The organism is Pseudomonas sp. R5(2019), from assembly GCF_009905435.1.
In the GTDB taxonomy this organism is placed as follows: domain Bacteria; phylum Pseudomonadota; class Gammaproteobacteria; order Pseudomonadales; family Pseudomonadaceae; genus Aquipseudomonas.
In genome coordinates this window covers 1-21119 of record NZ_JAAAMT010000072.1, presented here as the reverse complement: position 1 = coordinate 21119, position 21119 = coordinate 1, and the positions used below count along the sequence as shown (strand labels likewise).

The window sequence follows — 21119 nt, the reverse complement described above, 5'->3', positions numbered from 1 at the left end:
TGTTAAAGAGCGGTTGGCTGAGAGTCTTTCGTCTCAACCGAGGCGCGCATTCTACGCTTTCCTCTGTGCCTGTCAAGCGTTTATTTTGAAGTTTTTTCAGAGAATCTCTAACAACTTCAAACACTTGCATCACTGCGATTGCTCGGCAGCGGAGGCGAATTCTATAGATTTCCAAGCGGGCGTCAACAGCTAATTTCAAAAATCTGTAATCAACTTCTGATACGCCTCGAAAAAGCAAAGGGCGGGCCTGCGGCCCGCCCTTTCTTCACCCCCGTCCGTTACAGGCTGGGAAAGGCAAACTGCGACGCTTCATGGCTCGCACGTTGCGGCCAGCGCTGAGTGATCGCCTTGCGACGGGTGTAGAAACGCACACCATCCGGGCCATAAGCGTGCAGGTCGCCAAACAGCGAACGCTTCCAGCCGCCAAAGCTGTGGTAGGCCACCGGTACCGGAAGCGGAACGTTGACGCCGACCATACCCACTTCGATCTCGTCACAGAACAGCCGCGCTGCCTCGCCATCACGGGTAAAGATGCACGTTCCGTTGCCGTACTCGTGATCGTTGATCAGGCGCATGGCCTCTTCCAGGCTGTTGACCCGCACGATGCACAACACTGGCCCGAAAATCTCTTCTTTATAGATGCGCATCTCAGGTGTCACACGGTCGAACAGGCAACCACCCAGGAAGAAGCCTTCCTCATGACCGGCAATGCTCAGGCCACGACCATCGACCACCAGCTCGGCACCGGAATTCAGACCGTCTTCTACATAGCCGGCCACCTTGTCGCGATGTTGCCCGGTTACCAATGGGCCCATGTCCAGGCCACAGGAGGTACCGGCGCCAATCTTCAGCGCCTTGATTTGCGGAACCAGCTTGGCAACCAGCGCATCGGCAACCTGATCCCCCACGCAGACTGCTACGGAAATGGCCATGCAGCGCTCACCGCATGAACCGTATGCCGCGCCCATCAGCGCACTGACGGCGTTATCCAGATCGGCATCAGGCATCAGCACCGCATGGTTTTTCGCCCCGCCCAGTGCCTGGACACGCTTGCCACGTGCAGCGCCTTCTTTATAGATGTACTCGGCGATGGGCGTGGATCCGACAAAACTCAGTGCCTTGACCTCTGGCGCTTCGATAAGCGCATCCACCGCCACCTTGTCACCATGCACAACGTTCAGCACACCGTTCGGCAACCCGGCTTCCTGGAACAATTGAGCGATATAAAGGGTGGAGCTTGGATCGCGCTCCGACGGTTTGAGGATAAAGCAGTTGCCACAGGCAATCGCCAACGGGTACATCCACAGCGGCACCATGGCCGGGAAGTTGAATGGCGTGATACCGGCCACCACACCCAGCGGCTGGAAGTCAGACCAGGCATCGATATTCGGGCCGACGTTACGGCTGTACTCGCCCTTGAGGATTTCAGGAGCGGCGCTGGCGTACTCAACGTTCTCGATGCCGCGCTTGAGTTCACCGGCCGCATCTTCCAGGGTCTTGCCGTGCTCTTCGCTGATCAGCTGGGCAATTTTGGCTTCGTTTTTCTCAAGCAATTGCTTGAAACGGAACAGTACCTGCGCACGCTTGGCCGGTGGCGTATTGCGCCAGGCCGGAAAGGCTGCCGAAGCGGCGTCGATGGCCTGCTGCACGGTTTCCCGGCTGGCCAGCGGTACTTTATGAATCGCCTGGCCGGTCGAAGGGTTGAAGACATCGGCCGTGCGCTCGCCGGCGGAAACCAGGTCGCCATTGATCAGGTGCTGGATAGTGCTCATGCAAAACTCCTAAGGAAACGTTAGCCGGCGGCTTCATTGACACGCCGGCTGGAAACTGGCGTGATCAGTCGATCTGGTTCAGGGCTTCGCCCACGGCATCGAACAGCCGATCCAGTTCTTGTGGCTTGGCATTGAAGGTTGGCCCGAACTGCAGGGTGTCGCCACCAAAGCGTACATAGAAGCCGGCCTTCCACAGCTTCATCCCGGCTTCATAGGGGCGAACGATGGCGTCACCATCACGGGCAGCAATCTGAATAGCGCCAGCCAAACCGTAGTTACGTATGTCGATAACGTTCTTGGTGCCCTTGATGCCGTGCAGCACCTTCTCGAAATGCGGGGCCAGCTCTGCGGATTGCTGAACCAGGTTTTCCTTTTGCAGCAGGTCGAGCGCGGCCAGGCCTGCGGCACAGGCAACCGGGTGTGCCGAGTAGGTGTAGCCGTGCGGAAATTCCACAGCGTATTCAGGCGTCGGCTGATTCATGAAGGTTTGATAGATTTCGCTGCTGGCAATCACTGCCCCCATCGGAATGGCACCGTTGGTGACTTGCTTGGCGATGCACATCAGGTCAGGCGTGACACCAAAGGCTTCAGCACCAAAGTTGGCACCCATGCGGCCGAAGCCGGTAATCACTTCATCAAAGATCAGCAGGATATTGTGCTGATCGCAGATTTCACGCAGGCGCTTGAGGTAACCCTTGGGCGGCGGCAGCACACCCGCGGAGCCGGCCAGTGGCTCAACAATCAGCGCCGCGATGTTGGAGGCATCGTGCAGTTCAATCAGCTTGAGCATTTCGTCCGCCAGCGCGATCCCGCCGTCTTCAGGCATGCCTTTGGAAAACGCGTTGCCCGGCAGCAGGGTGTGCGGCAGGTGGTCAACGTCCATCAACTGGCCGAACATCTTGCGGTTGCCGTTGACGCCACCCAGGCTGGTGCCTGCCACGTTCACGCCGTGATAACCACGGGCACGGCCGATCAGCTTGGTCTTGGTCGCCTGGCCCTTGATGCGCCAGTAGGCACGCACCATCTTCACCGCCGTATCGGCACATTCGGAGCCCGAGTTGGTGTAGAAGACATGATTCAGGTTACCGGGCGTCAGCTCGGTGATCTTTTCGGCCAGCTGAAACGACAATGGATGACCAAACTGGAAGGCCGGCGAGTAGTCAAGCACGCCCAATTGCTTGGCCACGGCTTCCTGGATTTCCTTGCGGGTATGGCCGGCGCCACAGGTCCACAGGCCCGACAAGGCGTCGTAAATCTTGCGGCCCTTGTCATCGACCAGATAGCTACCCTCTGCCGCCACAATCAGGCGCGGGTCACGCTGGAAGTTGCGGTTCGCGGTGTACGGCATCCAGTGCGCGTCGAGCTTGAGCTGGCTGGCCAGACCGACTGGTGCGTTTTCGGGCAGATTCATCGGATAAACCTCGCAAGGTAGTGTGGATCGTTGTGATGACGAGTGCTGTTGCAGCTAAGTTGTCACGGCGATAAAGTCTCTAAAAGCCTACTCTTCTAATCTTCAGATAGCCGATGACTAAACTATGAGCCGCCGCCCGGAACCCCTTGCCCAAGTCAGCGATTTCGATATCCGGCTGCTGAAGATTTACCGCAGTGTCGTTGAATGCGGTGGTTTCTCGGCCGCCGAGAACGTGCTGGGCATTGGCCGCTCAGCGATCAGCCAGCAGATGAGCGATTTGGAACAACGTCTCGGCCTGCGCCTGTGCCAGCGGGGTCGCGCCGGGTTCTCGCTGACCGAAGAAGGCCGCGAGGTCTATCATTCGGCGTTGCAATTGCTCAGTGCGCTCGAGAGTTTTCGCACCGAGGTCAATGGCCTGCACCAGCACTTGCGCGGCGAGTTGAATATCGGCTTGACCGACAATCTGGTCACCCTGCCCCACATGCGCATCACCCATGCCTTGGCTCAACTCAAGGAACGTGGCCCCGATGTGCGTATCCAGATCCGCATGATCGCCCCCAGCCAGGTAGAGCAAGGCGTACTCGACGGCAGCCTGCACGTCGGCGTAGTCCCCCAGGCAAGCCCGCTGTCGGGGCTCGAATACCAGCCGCTGTACAGTGAACGCTCACTGCTTTACTGCGCCGTCGGTCATCCGCTGTTCTATGTCGATGACCGCGATCTGGACGATGCTCGGCTCAACGCCCAAGAGGCCATCGCCCCGACCTTTCGCCTGCCAGCGGAGATCCAGGCGTTCTATCAGGCGCTCAATTGCACGGCCAGTGCTTCAGATCGGGAAGGCATGGCCTTCCTGATTCTGACGGGTCGCTACATCGGATTTCTTCCCGATCACTACGCCAGTCTTTGGGTTCAGCAGGGGCGACTGCGCGCACTCAAGGCCAGCGAGCGCTTTTATGACTTGAGCCTTTCTTGGGTCACACGCAAGGGTCGACGCCCTCATCTGGTACTGGAAAGCTTTTTGGAAAGCCTTTCGCAAACCCGCTGAATACCCAATTTCCAAGGTCGACGACCTGACCGCCTTGACTCGGCCATTACCAGCGGCGGGATCACCGCGGTACTAATGTGCCTGCTGCTTCCCGAAGCACGCGTTGACGAAACCAATAACCATTGGCCGCCCAAACTGAAGGACCACGCGCAGAGGTTTGAAGGAATCGCGCAAGAACGCTTGTCAGTTATGTGTGGGTGCGTTATCAGTTCACCTGTTGTGCCCACACGAACCGTTCGGAACCGCCTCATGACCCTCGAAGTCCCCGCGCACAGCGCGCTCGCCTCCAAGCCGGCCAGCCGGATTCGGCAGAAAAACGAAGAAGCCATCCTCAAGGCGGCTGAAGACGAGTTCGCCCGCCACGGTTTCAAGGGCACCAGCATGAACACCATCGCCTTGAATGCCGGGCTGCCCAAAGCCAACCTGCATTACTACTTCACCAACAAGCTGGGGCTGTACATTGCGGTGTTGAGCAACATCATCGAGTTGTGGGACAGCACTTTCAACGCCCTGAGTGTTGACGACGACCCGGCGCAAGCGCTGACCCGCTACATTCGCGCCAAGATGGAGTTTTCTCGTCGCCAGCCGCAAGCCTCGCGAATCTTCGCCATGGAGATCATCAGCGGTGGCCAGTGTCTGAATGAGTACTTCAGCCAGGACTATCGTGCCTGGTTCAAAAGCCGCGCGGCGGTGTTCCAGGGCTGGATCGATGCCGGCAAGATGGACCCGATCGACCCGGTACACCTGATCTTCCTGTTGTGGGGAAGCACTCAGCACTACGCCGACTTCGCCACTCAGATCTGCCAGGTGACCGGTCGCACGCGGTTGACCAAGCAGGACTTCGAAGAAGCCGGCAACAACATGATTCACATCATTCTCAAAGGCTGCGGCCTGACCCCAGCCCTCTGACAGTCGTAGCCAAGCATGCCTTCAACCTTGATCGGCCCTTGCGAGTTTCGTGAAGAAATCCGCAAGAGCCGCTTTATCACCCTCGCCGCCCCCATCACCAGCCCAGCCGACGCCCAGGCGTTCATCGAGCAGCACAGTGATCTGGATGCCACTCACAATTGCTGGGCCTGGAAGCTTGGGGACAATTATCGCAGCACCGACGACGGCGAGCCCGGCGGTACGGCTGGCCGACCCATCCTGGCAGCCATCGAGGCGCAGGACTGTGATCAGGTCGTGGTGTTGGTCATACGCTGGTATGGCGGTATCCAACTGGGGACCGGCGGCCTGGCCCGGGCCTATGGCGGCGGCGCCAACAAGTGCCTGCAACAAGCGGAAAAACGCCTGTTGATAAACCGCGTGGCTGTCCACTGCAGTTGCAGTTTCAGCGAACTGGCCCTGCTCAAACTGCGATTGGCCGAAGTCGATGGCCTGGTCACGAATGAAGACTTCACCGCCAACGGCGTCGACCTGCAGCTGGCGGTGGGTGCCGAATTTATCGAGCCCCTGCAGCGCCAGCTCGCAGACTTGAGCCGCGGGCGAATCCTGCTGGAACGGGTATAAGCCGCAACCGTTTGCAACTTGCCCACAGCTGTTGTGCACCCACCTGTGGATAAGCTCTGCAAATCCCCCGCAGAGCCTTTAAAACCGTGGCCTTGAGGAAATAGATCGTTTTTTGATCATAAGACTCACAGCACAAACGAATACACCGTAAATCAGTGAGTTATCAACAGTTATCGCTATTGGTAATAGCGTAAAAACTCTTATACCCGCCGTTTTGGCTTGCGCACAAAACCTGTGGAGCAAGCTGTGGATAAACCGTGCACGCTTGAGCCAATGGCTTGTCGAGCACGGCCCGCCCTCAACTGTACAGTTCTTGATCAAATCAAAGCGCCGGCAACCTAACATGCCGCTTCAAGAAGGCAGTAGCATGTTCACGATCCTGGCTTCCCTTTCCTGTTCAAAGGAGCATTACATGAGCAATGTCAAAACCGCCCTGATCATTGGCGCCTCCCGTGGCCTGGGCCTGGGCCTGGTTGAGCGCTTGATCGAAGATGGCTGGCAGGTCACCGCAACCGTGCGCGATCCGGCCTGGGCCGATGCCCTGCGCAAGCTCCCAGGGGTCACGATCAAAGCGCTGGAAATGAACAGCACCGCACAACTCGATGCCTTGCAGAATGATCTGCAGGACAAAAAGTTTGACCTGCTATTTGTCAACGCCGGCATCAAGGGACCCGCGAATCAGGACCCTGAAACCGCCAGGCAAGATGAAATCGGCGAGCTGTTCCTGACCAACGCTATCTCCCCGATCCGCCTGGCCCGTCGTTTTGCCCCGCAAATCCGTACCAGTACCGGCGTGATTGCCTTCATGAGTTCAGTGCTGGGCAGCGTCACCATCCCTGACGCGCCAGAGCTTGCCTACTACAAGGCCAGCAAGGCCGCACTCAACTCCATGACCAACTCCTTCGTCAGCGAATTGGCCGACCCGAGCGTGACCGTGCTGGCCATGCACCCGGGCTGGGTCAAAACGGACATGGGTGGCGAAGGTGCCGACATTGATGTTGCCACCAGCACCCGCGGCCTCATCGATCAGGTGAGCGCCTACAGCGGCAAGGGCGGTTTGCACTTCGTCAACTACAAGGGCGAAAACCTGACCTGGTGATCAGCTAGCATTGAATCGCCCGTGGCGAGGCAGTAGACTGGCTGCCTCGCCACCGCGGCGAACCTGGATCAGCAGACAGGGCAAAACTGAGCTGGCGAACCTGAACCCACTTTCAGAGGAGCCGGCAACCATGCCTGCGACCCGTACCTGGTTAAAAAATCCCCTCGCCATCTTCACTGCCAACCAGCTCGATGCCCGTGGCGGCCTGGTGCTGGAAAATGGTGTCATCCGCGAAGTGCTCGCTGCCGGGCAAGTGCCTGCCACTGCGTGTGAGCACACCTTCGATGCCCGTGAACATGTGATCCTGCCAGGGCTGATCAACACCCATCACCACTTCTATCAGACGCTGACCCGCGCCTGGGCGCCGGTGGTCAACCAGCCACTGTTCCCCTGGCTGAAAACCCTGTATCCGGTCTGGGCCCGCCTGACCCCGCAAAAACTCGAACTGGCCAGCAAAGTGGCCCTGGCCGAGTTGCTGCTGTCCGGCTGTACCACCGCCGCCGACCATCATTACCTGTTCCCGGATGGCCTGGAGAATGCCATTGATGTTCAGGTCGAATGTGTTCGCGCGCTGGGCATGCGTGCCATGCTGACCCGCGGTTCCATGAGCCTGGGCGAAGCCGACGGTGGCTTGCCGCCGCAACAGACAGTGCAACAGGGCGAAGTGATCCTGGCCGACAGCCAGCGCTTGATCCAGGCCTACCATCAACGCGGGGCCGGGGCGCAGATCCAGATTGCATTGGCGCCTTGCTCACCGTTCTCGGTCACCCCGCAGATCATGCAAGCCAGCGCCGAACTTGCCGAAGCGCTGGATGTGCGCCTGCACACCCACCTGGCCGAAACCCTCGATGAGGAAGACTTCTGCCTGCAACGTTTCGGTTTGCGCACCGTTGACTACCTGGACAGCGTCGGCTGGCTGGGCCCCAGAACCTGGCTGGCCCATGGCATCCATTTCAACCCCGACGAAATCGCGCGCCTGGGCGCCGCCGGCACCGGCATTTGCCACTGCCCCAGCTCGAACATGCGCCTGGCCTCGGGTATTTGCCCAACCGTGGAGCTCACCGATGCCGGTGCCACTGTCGGGCTGGGCGTAGACGGTTCGGCGTCCAACGATGCCTCCAATATGATCCTCGAAACCCGTCAGGCACTGTACCTGCAACGCCTGCGCTATGGCGCACAAGCCATTACCCCTGAGCGAGTCCTGGGCTGGGCCACCCAAGGCTCGGCGAAACTGCTCGGGCGTGATGATATTGGTGAGCTGGCGGTGGGCAAACAGGCTGACCTGGCGCTGTTCAAGCTCGATGAGCTGCGCTTCTCCGGCAGCCATGACCCGCTTTCGGCACTCTTGCTGTGTGGCGCCGATCGCGCTGACCGGGTCATGGTCGGTGGTCAATGGCGAGTCATTGACGGCCAGATCGAGGGGCTTGATGTGCAACACCTGATCGCCGATCACCGCCAGGCGGCGCGAGAACTGATTGCCGGCTAAAGCCCAAGGATCGCCAGCACGATGAAAGGTGCTGGTGAATCCTTTCCTGCAATACGTCACTTGTAATCCTGCCGAGATGGGCAACTCTGTAGAATGTCGCCATTGCACCTGATGAGAATTGATATGTACGACTGGCTCAATGCCCTGCCAAAGGCTGAACTGCACTTGCACCTGGAAGGGTCTCTGGAACCTGAGCTGCTGTTCGCCCTGGCTGAGCGGAACAGGATCGCCCTGCCATGGCACGACGTTGAAACGCTGCGCAGCGCCTATGCGTTCAATAACCTGCAAGAGTTTCTCGACCTGTATTACCAGGGCGCCGATGTATTGCGCACCGAGCAGGACTTCTATGACCTGACCTGGGCCTACCTGCAGCGCTGCAAGGCGCAGAACGTGATTCATACCGAGCCGTTCTTCGATCCGCAAACCCATACCGATCGCGGCATCCCCTTCGAAGTGGTACTCAACGGCATTGCCTCGGCGTTGAAGGACGGGCAGCAGCAATTGGGTATCAGCAGCGGCCTGATCCTGAGCTTCCTGCGCCACTTGAGCGAAGAAGAAGCGCAAAAAACCCTCGACCAGGCGATGCCGTTTCGTGACGCCTTTATCGCTGTCGGGCTGGACAGCTCGGAAATGGGCCATCCGCCCAGCAAATTCCAGCGCGTCTTTGACCGCGCCCGCAGCGAAGGTTTTCTGACCGTTGCCCATGCCGGTGAAGAAGGCCCGCCCGAGTACATCTGGGAAGCCCTGGATCTGCTGAAGATCCAGCGCATCGACCACGGCGTGCGCGCCATTGAAGATGAGCGGTTGATGCAGCGCATCATCGATGAGCAGATTCCGCTGACGGTTTGCCCGCTGTCGAACACCAAGCTGCGCGTGTTCGATCACATGTCCAAACACAACATCCTCGACATGCTCGAACGGGGTGTGAAGGTGACGGTGAACTCGGACGACCCGGCCTACTTCGGCGGTTATGTCACCGAGAACTTCCATGCCCTGTACACGCACCTGGGCATGACTCAGGATCAGGCCCGGCGCCTGGCCCAGAACAGTCTGGATGCCCGCCTGGTCAAGTAGACCGCTTAAGGGTTGAAGAGCGCTCCTGTTGATGTCTTTTCCTTGCAGGAGCGCACAGCCCGGTCAAAAGCGTCGACCTCAGCCAGCCCGGTCCTGAGGCTCCATCACGGCAATCTTGCCGATTTCCCGCAAACCGACGGAGGTCACCTGCAAGGCGCGGGTTTCATCCACCAGTTTCAGCCAGCCATTCTGCACGAACAGCTTCATCAGGCTCGCCCCCAGTGCCCCGCCCAAGTGCGCGCGCCTGTCACTCCAATCGCTGCAGCAATTGCACTGGGTCTGCCGCCCGCGATGCACCAAGGCTTGGGTATAGATACCAAATTGAGCCAGATGACGGCTGCCCGTGGGGGTGACCACTACCCGCTGCTCATTGAGTTCGACCCAACCGGCATCCAACAGGCGTTGAAACAGGTCGGCCGCCACTTCACCGCCCAGATGGTCATGACACAGCCTGGCCCTGCGCATCGGCAAGGGTGCCAGCGGCACACCACTGTCGGGCAGCGTCGCAGCCTGATGCTCAAGGCTGGCGGCAGAGACATTGGCCAGCGCTTCAACGGCCGCGCCCACTTCAGGTGCCGCCAGACGAAAGAAGCGTTTGCGCCCGCGTGCCTCCAGCTTGAGCAGCCCACCGGCCGAAAGCCGCGCCAGATGTGCGCTCGCCGAAGAAGGGCTCAACCCGGCCAGCAACGCCAACTCTTCGGAGGCCCGAGCAGTACCGTCGATCAACGCCCAAATCATTGCACTGCGCTTTGGGTCAGCCAGAAGAGTGGCCACTTGACTGATGCACGATACATGTTCCATGTCTTTACTCCCTGTTAAAACGTTCTGTCGATGGCACGACGTGAGTGAACAGCGCGATTGCACCTGTGAAACGTCTTACATGACAAAGTGTGTCCAGTGCGGCAAGTGCGTGGTTCGTAATACAACCCAATGAACGCATCGTTGTCCTGGCTCGCTTGTATGGAAAGCTTTCACGGGCAGATCGCTGTCGCCGCCAGTATAAGCTGGCAATCTCATACAAAATCGGGAGAAAAGAACCGCAACGGTCCGTATATGTGCCCTCTTGCCTTAAGCAAATGCACCGAAGCCTTGAAACAACAACTTACATCGTGATCGAACAAGTGCAGGAGAACCATTAAATACGCCTACTTCAGTCAAAGACTACAAAGTTTTACTGAGAGCAATGACAGGAAAAACCTACACTAAAAGCTCAAGAAACACGCAATACATATCGCTGTATTTTCAGCATTTACAGGCACATTGTTTGGAATCACTTATCCCGTCGCGTCGGGATAGCCACGAGAAATCTTTTCGCATTGCACTTCAAGCAGTGCTCTTAACAACTTGACCGGGTGGCTGAGTTGAGCCCGGTGAGCGCACAAGAGGTTCAAGGGCGCTCGTTCCTTGGCCAGTTCCGGCAATAGCACGACCAGCCGGCCAGCCTGTACGTCAGCCGCCACGTCCAGCCAGGATTTGTAGGCCACTCCCGCGCCGGCAATCGCCCAGCGCCGCACCACGTCGGCATCATCGGAAAAGCGATCACCGCTCACGGTCAGTGCCAGTTCGCGCTTGCCATCGCCAAAGCGCCAATGGTCATGCACTCGGCCACTGAGCATATAGAGCAGACAATTGTGCTGCGCCAGGTCCGCCACCTGACGGGGTTGGCCATGGCGGGCCAGGTATTCGGGCGAGGCACATAACACCCGACGGTTCTCAGCGGCCACCGGCAAGGCCACCAGGCTTGAGTCTTCCGGTTCGCCGTAGCGCAAGGCGACATCCACCGGCTGACGAAACAAATCGGCGACCTGATCGCCCAGCAGTAACCGTACCGTCAGTTGCGGGTGTTGGCGCTGGAATTCATCGAGCCACGGCAACAGCACATTACGGCCGAAATCCGAAGGTGCCGACAACTGCAATACACCGCTGACCTGGTCCTGGGCATGCGCCAGGACCTTGCGCCCCTCCTCCAGGCTCGCCAGTGCCGCCCGCGCGTACTCCAGAAAACTCTCGCCCTCGGCGGTCAGCCGCAAGCTGCGCGTGGAGCGAGCCAGCAGGCGCACGCCGAGCAGGTGTTCCAGACGCTTGAGCGCCGCACTGGCGACCGCGGGCGACAGGTCCATCACCCGAGCGGCGGCTGAAAGCCCGCCCAAGTCCGCAGCACGGACGAACAGTTGCAGATCATCGAACCTGAGCATGCAGCCTCCACGGCATTATCAAAAAAATATTGAAAGAGCCTGCCGTTTTAGCCGCTTTTTCTGCGCGACGAAATAGCCAACTATGCGCACATACTTTTCCTGCCGGAGTTTTCCATGAAAGCGGTCGCCTACTATCACTCACTGCCGATCACCGACGCCGCGGCCTTACAGGACATTGAACTGCCAGAGCCCGTCGCCGGACCACGCGACCTGCTGGTTGAAGTCAAAGCCATTTCGGTCAACCCGGTGGACACCAAGGTCCGCCAGAACGTCCAGCCTGAAGAAGGCACAGCCAAGGTGCTGGGTTGGGATGTGGCCGGCATCGTCAAGGCGGTCGGCAGTGACGTCACCCTCTTCCAGCCCGGCGACAAGGTGTATTACGCCGGCTCCATTGCCCGTGCGGGGGCCAACAGCGAGTTGCATGCAGTCGATGAGCGTATCGTCGGGCACATGCCCAAAACCCTCGGCTTTGCCGAAGCCGCGGCGTTGCCACTGACCGCGATCACTGCCTGGGAATTGTTGTTCGAGCGCCTGCAAATCAGCGAAGGCAGTGCCGACCTGGGTCAGAGCCTGTTGATCGTCGGGGCAGCGGGTGGGGTGGGGTCAATCCTGACGCAACTGGCCAGCCGCCTGACCGGCTTGACGGTAATCGGCACCGCATCGCGCCCACAAACCCAGGCCTGGGTCCGTACACTCGGCGCCGATCGGGTGGTGGACCACAGCCAACCTTTGGCCCAGGCACTCAAGCAGGACGGCATCGATCAGGTCACCCACGTCGCCAGCCTGACCCAGACCGACCTGCACCTGGACCAATTGGTCGAAGCGCTCGCACCACAAGGCCGCCTGGCCCTGATCGACGACCCCAGGCAGCTGGATGTGACCAAGCTCAAGCGCAAGAGCCTCTCGTTGCACTGGGAGTTCATGTACACCCGCTCACTGTTCGAAACCCCGGACATGCTTGAACAGCACAAATTGCTGGAACGAGTGGCCGAGCTGATTGATGCCGGCACCCTCAAGACCACCCTCGGTGAGCATTACGGCAGCATCAATGCCAGCAACCTGCGGCGTGCTCATGCGCTGCTGGAAAGCGGCAAGGCGCAGGGCAAGATCGTGTTGGAAGGTTTCTGACCCCACCCTGAAAAACGGTCTTGCCAAGGGCGAATCACGCTCGGCAAGACCGTCAGTCCGATGCCGTTCCATTGCACGATCAGGGGGCTACAATTCCAGCCGTCACCCCATTTCAGGGAGCCTCGCTATGAATATCGTCATCACCGAATTCGCGAAACCCCGTGGCAGCCACTGGCAGGTCCGTCTTGACCAGCATGTGGTGAGCTTTCGAAGCGAGGCCGAGGCGCTGGCCTTTGTCAGCACCCTGCGGGCCCGCTTGCAGGCCCCGCATACCTTTCCCACCTACAGCCAACGCGCGGGTTAACGCGCGGGCTGTAACCTGCGAGTCAACATCGCCACCACCGCTGTCGCCAAACCGCACAGGCTGATCACTATGGCCATGGGCAAGGCGCTGCCGTCGTGCAGCACGCCAACCAGTGACGCTGCGCCCGCAGCGACGCTGAACTGAATACAGCCGAGCAAGGCCGAGGCACTACCGGCCCGCGCGCCCTGGCCGTTCATCGCACATGCCGAGGCATTGGGGATGATGCCGCCAAGGCTGGCAATACAGACGAACAGCGGAACCAACAACGGCCACAACTGAGCGGGTTTCAACGCACTGATGGCCAGCAGCACCACACCCGCCGCCAAGTACACCCACACCGTACGCACCAGCAAAAACGCCGGGCCGCGCTTGGCCAGCAGCCGTGCATTGACCTGTGCGACCAGAATAAAGCCCGCTGCGTTACTGCCGAACAACCAGCCGTAATGCTCGGCTGGCACGCCATAGAGCTTGATGAATACAAAGGGCGAGCCGGCGACGTAGGCGAACATGCCGGCGATGGCGATACCGCCCGTTAGCGCATGGCCGAGAAACGCCCGGTCCTTCAGCAATCGCCCGTACTGACCCAATGCACCGGAAAGCGGCTGACGCGGCTGATTGGCGGGCATGCTTTCCGGCAGCCCTAGCGCCACGGCCAATCCACTCAAAGCGCTGAAGGCGGTCAGGGCAACAAAGATCGATTGCCAGCCAAACTGGTTGACCATCACCCCACCGAGCATCGGTGCCAGGATCGGCGCCAGGCCCATCACCAGCATGAGCTGCGAGAACACTTTGGCCGATGCTACTGCATCGCACTTGTCGCTGACGATCGCCCGCGACAGCACCATCCCGGCACAACCGCCCAGTGCCTGGATGAAACGGGCAATGATCAAGGTATCGAGGTTGGGCGCGAAGGCGCAGGCCAGCGATGCCAGGGTAAACAGCCCCACGCCGACCAACAGCGGCACCCGGCGGCCAAAACGGTCGGCGACCGGTCCATAGACCAGTTGACCGATGGACAAGCCCAGGAAGTAGGCCGCCAGGGTGGTTTGAATATGCTGCTCATCGGTGCCGAAGGCCGTGGCCATCGCCGGGAAACCAGGCAGGTAAAAATCGATTGCCAGGGGGCCGAAGGCACTCAAGGCACCCAGAATCAGGATTGTTCGCAGGTTCATCAGCAGTCCAGAGAAGACAGAGCAGCTGACTAGTCTAACTGCCCCGTCCGTCGGCGTGGCCGTCTGGAACGTGATTAAGCGGAAAAATCTCGTAACAGATTTATAGCGCCTGGACGCTATAGCCTTCCTCGCGAATCAATTCGGCGATGCGTTCTACCGGCAATTCGCTCTGCACCTTTACCTGTGCGCAAGCCAAGTCCACCGTGATCTGCGCTTGTTGATCCTGCGCCTGCACCGCCTGAGTGACGGCCTTGACGCAGTGGCCACACGTCATGCCTTGAACGTTGAATACTTGCATGAAAATTCTCCAGAGGATGGGTGTTGATTGAAGCACTGGAATCAGCTTCAAGCTTGCCACCGGGTCAAGGTCAAGCCCCTGCCAGCACACGCCGCGCTGGAAATCATTACCCGCCTCGGCCAAGCTTCGTCCTCAAACGATTGAATGCAGGAGTACGTTAATGCGCCGGGCACTGTTGAGCCTTGTCGCCATGCTGAGTCTGTTTACGCAGCCTGCGGCCCACGCCGAAGGTGCCCAGGACTATGGCGTGCTGATCATTTCCCGCGAGCGGCTGGAAATTGCGACTTCCTGTGAAATCGGCATTTATCTTCAGGACCAGTTGGCCGGCAGGCTGTTCCAGGAACAGAGCACCTCGTTCAACCTGCCACCGGGTCGGGTCACGGTGCGCCTGCGCCAGCTGCCGGGCCAGGCGCCGGGCTGCCTGCCGGGAATTGATGGACCGAACTCCACCACCGTGGAGTTGCGTGCCGGGCAGATCAGCAAATACCGCATTGCCATGGGTCAGGATGGCCTCTACCTGAAACGGGCAGCCTTGCAGTATTGACCGGCCCTTGACCTTCCCCGCGTGGCAAGGTTGATGCTGATGGCTCAAGGAGGGTTATCCATGTCCGCATCAACCATTGATCTGCCGATTACCGGCATGACCTGCGCCAGCTGTGCCGGCCGGGTCGAACGTGCGCTGGCCAAAGTCCCTGGCGTTGGCCAGGTCAGTGTCAACCTGGCCAACGAGCGTGCCCATGTGCACTTGCTCGAACAGCTCGACCCACAGGTCCTGATCGCTGCCGTCGACAAGGCCGGCTACAGCGCAACCTTGCCCGAAATGTCCGGCAAGACTGTTCAGGACGCCGCCAGCGACCTACGGCGCGAACGCCTGATTCTCATCTGTGCCCTGATCCTGGCCTTGCCGCTGGTACTGCCCATGCTGCTCCAGCCCTTCGGCGTGCACTGGATGCTGCCCGCCTGGGTGCAGTTTGCCCTGGCCACCCCGGTTCAATTCCTTTTCGGCGCGCGCTTCTATGCCGCCGCCTACAAGGCCGTGCGCGCCGGTGCCGGCAACATGGACTTGCTGGTGGCGCTTGGCACCAGCGCCGGTTACGGGCTGAGCCTTTATCAGTGGGCTCAGGCCGCGCCCGGGCACACCCCACATCTGTACTTCGAAGCTTCGGCGGTGGTCATCGCCCTGGTGCTGCTGGGCAAGTACCTGGAAAGCCGCGCCAAACGCCAGACCGCCAGCGCCATCCGCGCGCTTGAAGCCTTGCGCCCGGACCGGGCGGTGAAATGGCAAGACGGGCGCGAAATCGAGGTCCCGATCAGCGCCTTGCGGCTCGGGGACCTGGTCGTGGCCAAACCCGGCGAACGCATTGCGGTCGATGGCGAGATCGTCGAGGGCCATAGCCATGCCGACGAGGCGCTGATCAGCGGTGAAAGCCTGCCCGTTCCGAAACAGCCGGGTGACAAGGTCACGGGCGGAGCCATCAACGGTGAAGGTCGCTTGTTGGTCAGAACCCTGGCGCTCGGCACCGAAACAGTGCTGGCACGGATCATTCGCCTGGTTGAAGACGCCCAGACCGGCAAGGCACCGATCCAGAAACTGGTCGACCGGGTCAGCCAGGTCTTCGTTCCGGTGGTGTTGTTGATTGCCATGGGCACGCTGATAGGCTGGTACCTGACGGGCGCGTCGATGGAAGCCGCGCTGATCAATGCGGTTGCTGTGCTGGTGATTGCCTGCCCTTGTGCTATGGGCCTGGCAACCCCCGCCGCGATTATGGCCGGCACTGGCGTTGCCGCGCGTCACGGGATTCTGATCAAGGATGCCGAGGCCCTGGAGCGCGCCCATGTGGTCAAACATGTGGTCTTCGACAAGACCGGCACGCTCACTCGCGGTACACCGCGCATCGTTGGCCTACGGGCCGCCAAGGGTGACGATTCGCAGCTGCTGCAACTGGCAGGCGCCCTTCAGCGTGGCAGTGAGCATCCACTGGCCAAGGCGGTGCTGGACGTCTGCCAGGAGCGCCATCTTCCCATTGCCACCCTCAGCGCCAGTCACGCCCTCGCAGGCCGTGGCATCGCCGGAACCCTGCAAGGCCGTGAACTGGCGCTGGGCAACCGACGGATGCTGGAAGAAAACAAACTGCTGCCCGGCGACTTGGGCGAGCAGGCACAACGTTGGGAAGCCGAAGGCAACACGGTGTCATGGCTGATAGAACGCGCGCCAGTCCCACAGGTGCTGGGCCTGTTCGCCTTTGGCGACAGCCTCAAGCCCGGCGCTGCCGAGACGGTGCAGCGCCTGTACGAGCAAGGCATTGCCAGCCACCTGCTCACCGGTGACAACCGTGGCAGTGCCCGGGCCGTGGCGCAGGCCCTGGGCATCGACGATGTTCATGCCGAAGTCTTGCCCGCCGACAAGGCTGCCACAGTCGTCGAGCTCAAGCGCAGCGGCAGCGTGGCCATGGTCGGCGATGGTATAAACGATGCGCCGGCGCTGGCAGCGGCCGATATCGGCATCGCCATGGGCGGTGGCACCGACGTGGCCATGCACGCCGCCGGGATCACCCTGATGCGCGGTGACCCACGGCTTGTGCCCGCGGCCCTGGAGATCAGCCGGCGTACCTACGCCAAAATCCGCCAGAACCTGTTCTGGGCCTTTGTGTATAACCTCATTGGTATCCCGCTGGCCGCGGCTGGCTTGCTCAACCCGGTGCTGGCCGGTGCCGCCATGGCCCTGTCCAGTGTCAGTGTGGTGAGCAATGCCCTGTGGCTGAAAACCTGGAAGCCGCAGGACCTGGAGTGAGACGGAGCACGCCATGAATATCGGACAAGCCGCCCACCAAAGCGGCCTCAGCGCCAAGATGATTCGCTATTACGAGTCCATCGGGTTGCTCAACCCGGCCCATCGCAGCGACAACGGCTATCGCCTGTATCACGCCGATGACGTGCACACGCTAGCGTTTATCAAGCGCTCGCGGGACCTTGGGTTTTCATTGGAAGAAGTGGCGCGCCTGTTGACGCTGTGGCGCGATCGCCAGCGCGCCAGCGCCGATGTGAAGGCGCTCGCGCACCAGCACATCGAGGACTTGAACCGGCGCATCGAAGAGTTGGTGGGCCTGCGCGATACCTTGCAAGACCTGGTCGCCCATTGCCAAGGCGACGACCGCCCCGATTGCCCGATCCTCAAGGACCTGGCAAACGGCGGCGGCTGTCACTGACCGTTTACTGAAGCCACGGTGGCGGCGGTGGCTCTTCCGGCCCGCGGGCAGGGGATTTTTCAGCCTCTGCCCTGGCGGCCTGACGGCGCTCCTCGTCGCGGCGAGCCGCTTCGATTTCACGCATGACGCCATGCACGTCGGCGTGCACGGCGATCTCGACGAATTCACCGGTCAAGTTGCTGCCCGAATGCAAGGTGCCAGCCTGATACAGCGCCCACATCTCCTTGGCATAACGGGTGTGCCGCAGCTCCGGCGCGAAGCGCCCGAAGTAGCTGGCCATGTTGCCGACATCCCGTTCCAGCATGCTGAATGCATGGTTGTTGCCGGCGGCATCCACAGCCTGCGGCAAGTCAATGATCACTGGGCCATCGGGGCCCAGCAGCACGTTGAACTCCGACAGGTCGCCGTGCACCAGACCGGTACACAACATCAGCACGATCTGGCGAATCAGGAATGAATGGTATTCACGCGCCTGTTCCGGCTCCAGAACCACATCGTTCAAGCGTGGCGCCGCATCACCGTACTCGTCGGCCACCAGCTCCATGAGCAGCACGCCATCGAGGAAGTCATACGGCTTGGGCACCCGCACACCGGCATTGGCCAGGCGGAACAGCGCCGCCACTTCGGCGTTCTGCCAGGCGTCTTCGGTTTCCTTGCGCCCGTATTTCGAGCCCTTGGCCATGGCCCGGGCCTGACGGCTGTTACGAACCTTGCGGCCCTCCTGGTATTCAGCGGCCTGGCGGAAGCTGCGTTTATTCGCTTCCTTGTACACCTTGGCGCAGCGCAATTCCCTGCCACAGCGCACCACGTACACCGCTGCCTCTTTCCCGCTCATCAGGGGGCGCAGCACCTCGTCGACCAGACCGTCTTCGATCAACGGTTCAATGCGTTTGGGAGTCTTCATCGGCTTTTATTCTGGGTCCTTTTTTACCTGACACGCGAGCAACATTCATTTGCCGGCCCTCTTGCCTGAACGGTGACGAGGGCGACTTTCGCACATCGAAAACGATGCAAAGGGCCAGCCAAGCTGACCTACAAATCGAGAGCACTTTTAGCGGTTAATAACCTGACTGACCACCCTTTTATCCATTTGATTCCTTACAAGTGATGCACAGGCATTTTTTACCGACCGGGAACCCTCACCATAACGGTATTTTTCGCCAACAAAAGCCTCAATGTTTCGGGGTTACGGCCGACCTATTCCCACACAATATAAAGAAATAACCTACGAAAGTTTTATACGGCTGCCACCTCGCAGGCCCCTTCTGGGCACTGTGTCTATAAGAACAATCTGGAGCGCGGATGAACATCAAACAGAAACTGACCTGGGCATTCGCGGTCATCGCCTGCCTGCCGGTCATCCTGGTCGCCACCCTGGTGGTGCTGAACTTGCGCAGCGACGCGCGCACCGGCTTTCTCGACGGCAGCAGCCGGGAAATTCGCCAGGTGTCCAACGCCATGCAGCTGTTCTTTCAGAGCATCAGCCAGAACGTGGACTACCTGGCCAACCAGCCGCTGATCGAAAACGCCGACGGCACCCTCAAGAAACACATCAGCGCCAACGCCGCCGACATCCCCCAGGGCGACCTGGACAAGCAACTGTTCGGACTGTTCTCAGGCATGGCCGCCAGCCACCCGGACTACGCCTACGTGTCCTATGGCGTTGCCGACGGCGGCTACGCCTTCTGGCCGGGCGATCCGAAAATGGCCAACTACGACCCGCGCCAGCGCCCCTGGTACAAAACCGCCATGGCCAACCCCGGCAAAACCCTGCGCACCGAAGCCTATTACTGGGCCGGCGACGACGCGGTGCTGGTGAGCACCGTGCGCGCGGTGGCGAACCAGCTGGGCAGCCAGGGCGGCGTGGTCAACATCGACGTGTCGCTCAAGCAACTGACCGAGATCGTCAAGCAAATCAAGCTGGGTGAAAGCGGCTACCTGATGCTGATGGAGCGCAATGGCACCGTGCTGGTCGACCCCAGGCAGCCACAGCACAACTTCAAGAACCTGGGCGAGCTGGGTGACGGCTATGCGCAGCTGGCCAAGGCCGGCAAGGGGCTGGTCGAGGTCGAGCTGGGGGGCGAACGCTACATGGCCAACGTCTGGCCGTCCGAGCAATTGGGCTGGCATTTCATCGGTCTGATCAAACAAGACGAAGTCATGGCTTCGTCCACGCAACTGACCTGGTTGATCGCCGTCATTGCCGCGGTACTCGCCGTGGTGTTCGCGCTGGTCGGCGCCAGCTTTGCCAGCCTGATCGTGCGGCCCATCCGTAGCGTCGCCAGCGGTTTGGAAGGCATCGCCCAGGGTGAGGGTGACCTGACTCAGAACCTGCAAGTCCGTGGCGTTGATGAAACCGCGCAACTGGCCAGCTGGTTCAACCAGTTCCTGGCGGCCATTCGCAGCCTGATCCAGCATATTGGCCAGGCCGCGAGCAAGATCCTCGCCACCTCCGCCAGCTCCACCCAGGTCTCTGCCGACATGGCCGAAGCCGCCGGGCGCCAGCGCGAAGCGGTGGATATGGTTTCCACGGCCTTCCACGAGATGGTCGCCACCGCCAACGAGGTGGCGCGTTCCTGCAGCCAGGCCGCCGACTCTGCCGACAGTGGCCAGCGCCAGGCCCGCGAAGGCCAGCAGCAGATCGATGCAGCGGTGCAGAGCGTCGATCAGCTGAGCCAGGAAATCTCGCAATCGGCCAGCGCCGTGCAACAACTGGAGCAGGACAGCAACGACATCCAGTCGATTCTTGGAACGATTCGCTCGATTGCCGAGCAAACCAACCTGCTGGCGCTTAACGCCGCCATCGAAGCGGCGCGAGCCGGTGAGCAGGGTCGCGGCTTTGCCGTGGTCGCCGACGAAGTGCGGGCCCTGGCCAAGCGCACCGCCGACTCAACAGCCGAGATCGACGGGCTGCTCGGCAACCTGGCCCAGCGCACCAGCCAGGTGGCGTCGCAGATGCATGCCAGCCTTGAAGTGTCGCAACAATCGGTCAACCGCATTGGCCTGGCGCGGACCAGCTTCGGTCAGATCCGCGAGTCGGTGGACGTCATCCGCGACATGAACACCCAGATCGCCACGGCGGCCGAGGAGCAGCACCAGGTGGCCGAAGACATCAACCGTCACATCAGCCAGATACATGGCGATGCGCAGTTGGTGGCGGAGCTGGCGAATTCGGCCCGGCATGACTCCCAGAGCCTGGCTGGCTTGTCGAATGAGCTGGATGCGCTAGTGCGGCGGTTCCGTACCTGACAGCCAGCCCCCGCTCCCACACAAATGGGTCCAACGCGATCACTCTAATAATGAAATGGCTACCCCCGCCGCCCCCTGTGCTAGCCCACTAAGCTTCCACAGGGGGCTCATCGGAGATTATTGCCATGAACGAAGCAGCTATCGCCGCCATCGATCTGGGAAAACACTCTTTTC

19 protein-coding genes and 2 pseudogenes are annotated in these 21119 nt (G+C 60.4%); 14 read left to right on the top strand and 7 right to left on the bottom strand.

Translation table 11 applies throughout. The features are described 5' to 3' along the window. Nucleotides 1-278 precede the first annotated feature (278 nt). Entirely contained in the window at nucleotides 279-1772 is a 1494-nt protein-coding gene (locus tag GUY40_RS26635; RefSeq protein WP_166571893.1) for a CoA-acylating methylmalonate-semialdehyde dehydrogenase, read from the bottom strand. Between the two features lie 64 nt (nucleotides 1773-1836). Continuing rightward, on the bottom strand, nucleotides 1837-3183 hold the full coding sequence (locus tag GUY40_RS26630; protein WP_166571892.1) for an aspartate aminotransferase family protein: 1347 nt from the start codon (nucleotides 3181-3183) through the stop codon (nucleotides 1837-1839). Between the two features lie 124 nt (nucleotides 3184-3307). On the opposite strand from GUY40_RS26630, the gene GUY40_RS26625 reads away from it, so the two are divergent. The 7 genes and pseudogenes from GUY40_RS26625 (at nucleotide 3308) to GUY40_RS26600 (ending at nucleotide 9393) form a co-directional block, all read left to right on the top strand. After that, the gene (locus tag GUY40_RS26625) at nucleotides 3308-4225 is read left to right on the top strand and encodes a LysR family transcriptional regulator (RefSeq protein ID WP_166571891.1); all 918 of its coding nucleotides are present in this window, start codon (nucleotides 3308-3310) and stop codon (nucleotides 4223-4225) included. A 36-nt stretch (nucleotides 4226-4261) separates the two neighbouring features. Continuing rightward, nucleotides 4262-4336: pseudogene (locus tag GUY40_RS28950) on the top strand (hypothetical protein); the annotation flags it as partial. A 138-nt stretch (nucleotides 4337-4474) separates the two neighbouring features. Continuing rightward, nucleotides 4475-5134, top strand: a complete 660-nt coding sequence (locus GUY40_RS26620; RefSeq protein WP_166571890.1) for a TetR/AcrR family transcriptional regulator — start codon at nucleotides 4475-4477, stop codon at nucleotides 5132-5134. A gap of 15 nt (nucleotides 5135-5149) precedes the next feature. Beyond that, nucleotides 5150-5734, top strand: a complete 585-nt coding sequence (locus GUY40_RS26615; RefSeq protein ID WP_166571889.1) for a YigZ family protein — start codon at nucleotides 5150-5152, stop codon at nucleotides 5732-5734. 412 nt (nucleotides 5735-6146) lie between these two features. Next, a complete protein-coding gene (locus GUY40_RS26610; RefSeq protein WP_166571888.1) occupies nucleotides 6147-6833 on the top strand; it encodes an SDR family oxidoreductase in 687 nt (228 codons plus the stop codon). Nucleotides 6834-6963: 130 nt separating this feature from the next. Beyond that, nucleotides 6964-8319, top strand: a complete 1356-nt coding sequence (locus tag GUY40_RS26605) for an 8-oxoguanine deaminase (protein ID WP_166571887.1) — start codon at nucleotides 6964-6966, stop codon at nucleotides 8317-8319. A gap of 123 nt (nucleotides 8320-8442) precedes the next feature. Further along, nucleotides 8443-9393, top strand: a complete 951-nt coding sequence (locus GUY40_RS26600) for an adenosine deaminase (protein WP_166571886.1) — start codon at nucleotides 8443-8445, stop codon at nucleotides 9391-9393. A 78-nt stretch (nucleotides 9394-9471) separates the two neighbouring features. Here GUY40_RS26600 and GUY40_RS26595 read toward each other — a convergent pair whose 3' ends face one another. After that, nucleotides 9472-10194 (bottom strand): helix-turn-helix transcriptional regulator, encoded by a 723-nt coding sequence (locus tag GUY40_RS26595; RefSeq protein WP_166571885.1) that lies wholly within the window; start codon nucleotides 10192-10194, stop codon nucleotides 9472-9474. Between the two features lie 473 nt (nucleotides 10195-10667). Continuing rightward, on the bottom strand, nucleotides 10668-11588 hold the full coding sequence (locus GUY40_RS26590; RefSeq protein ID WP_166571884.1) for a LysR family transcriptional regulator: 921 nt from the start codon (nucleotides 11586-11588) through the stop codon (nucleotides 10668-10670). A gap of 114 nt (nucleotides 11589-11702) precedes the next feature. Here GUY40_RS26590 and GUY40_RS26585 point away from each other — a divergent pair, with 114 nt between their 5' ends. Together GUY40_RS26585 and GUY40_RS26580 are read left to right on the top strand one after the other, a co-directional pair. Beyond that, nucleotides 11703-12716: a zinc-binding alcohol dehydrogenase family protein gene (locus GUY40_RS26585; protein WP_166571883.1), complete on the top strand. Its 1014-nt coding sequence runs from the start codon at nucleotides 11703-11705 to the stop codon at nucleotides 12714-12716. 127 nt (nucleotides 12717-12843) lie between these two features. Next, on the top strand, nucleotides 12844-13020 hold the full coding sequence (locus GUY40_RS26580) for a hypothetical protein (protein ID WP_166571882.1): 177 nt from the start codon (nucleotides 12844-12846) through the stop codon (nucleotides 13018-13020). Here GUY40_RS26580 and GUY40_RS26575 read toward each other — a convergent pair. Together GUY40_RS26575 and GUY40_RS26570 are read right to left on the bottom strand one after the other, a co-directional pair. Next, nucleotides 13017-14192, bottom strand: coding sequence for a multidrug effflux MFS transporter (locus GUY40_RS26575; RefSeq protein WP_166571881.1), 1176 nt, complete (start codon nucleotides 14190-14192; stop codon nucleotides 13017-13019). The two genes, GUY40_RS26580 and GUY40_RS26575, sit on opposite strands and share 4 nt — an antisense overlap. A gap of 100 nt (nucleotides 14193-14292) precedes the next feature. Next, a complete protein-coding gene (locus tag GUY40_RS26570) occupies nucleotides 14293-14490 on the bottom strand; it encodes a cation transporter (RefSeq protein WP_166571880.1) in 198 nt (65 codons plus the stop codon). Nucleotides 14491-14650: 160 nt separating this feature from the next. On the opposite strand from GUY40_RS26570, the gene GUY40_RS26565 reads away from it, so the two are divergent. The 3 genes from GUY40_RS26565 to cueR are packed head-to-tail and all read left to right on the top strand — an operon-like array spanning nucleotide 14651 to nucleotide 17696. Beyond that, entirely contained in the window at nucleotides 14651-15034 is a 384-nt protein-coding gene (locus GUY40_RS26565; RefSeq protein WP_166571879.1) for a hypothetical protein, read from the top strand. A gap of 60 nt (nucleotides 15035-15094) precedes the next feature. Continuing rightward, nucleotides 15095-17281, top strand: coding sequence for a heavy metal translocating P-type ATPase (locus tag GUY40_RS26560; protein WP_371924969.1), 2187 nt, complete (start codon nucleotides 15095-15097; stop codon nucleotides 17279-17281). Nucleotides 17282-17294: 13 nt separating this feature from the next. Then, on the top strand, nucleotides 17295-17696 hold the full coding sequence (cueR, locus tag GUY40_RS26555; protein ID WP_166571878.1) for a Cu(I)-responsive transcriptional regulator: 402 nt from the start codon (nucleotides 17295-17297) through the stop codon (nucleotides 17694-17696). A gap of 4 nt (nucleotides 17697-17700) precedes the next feature. Here the strand turns inward: cueR and GUY40_RS26550 are convergent, their stop codons facing one another. Further along, nucleotides 17701-18600, bottom strand: coding sequence for a PA4780 family RIO1-like protein kinase (locus tag GUY40_RS26550; RefSeq protein ID WP_166571877.1), 900 nt, complete (start codon nucleotides 18598-18600; stop codon nucleotides 17701-17703). A 398-nt stretch (nucleotides 18601-18998) separates the two neighbouring features. Here GUY40_RS26550 and GUY40_RS28945 point away from each other — a divergent pair. Then, nucleotides 18999-20087, top strand: a pseudogene (locus GUY40_RS28945) (cache domain-containing protein); the annotation flags it as partial. 90 nt (nucleotides 20088-20177) lie between these two features. Beyond that, entirely contained in the window at nucleotides 20178-20945 is a 768-nt protein-coding gene (locus GUY40_RS28940) for a methyl-accepting chemotaxis protein (RefSeq protein ID WP_371924970.1), read from the top strand. Nucleotides 20946-21119 lie beyond the last annotated feature (174 nt).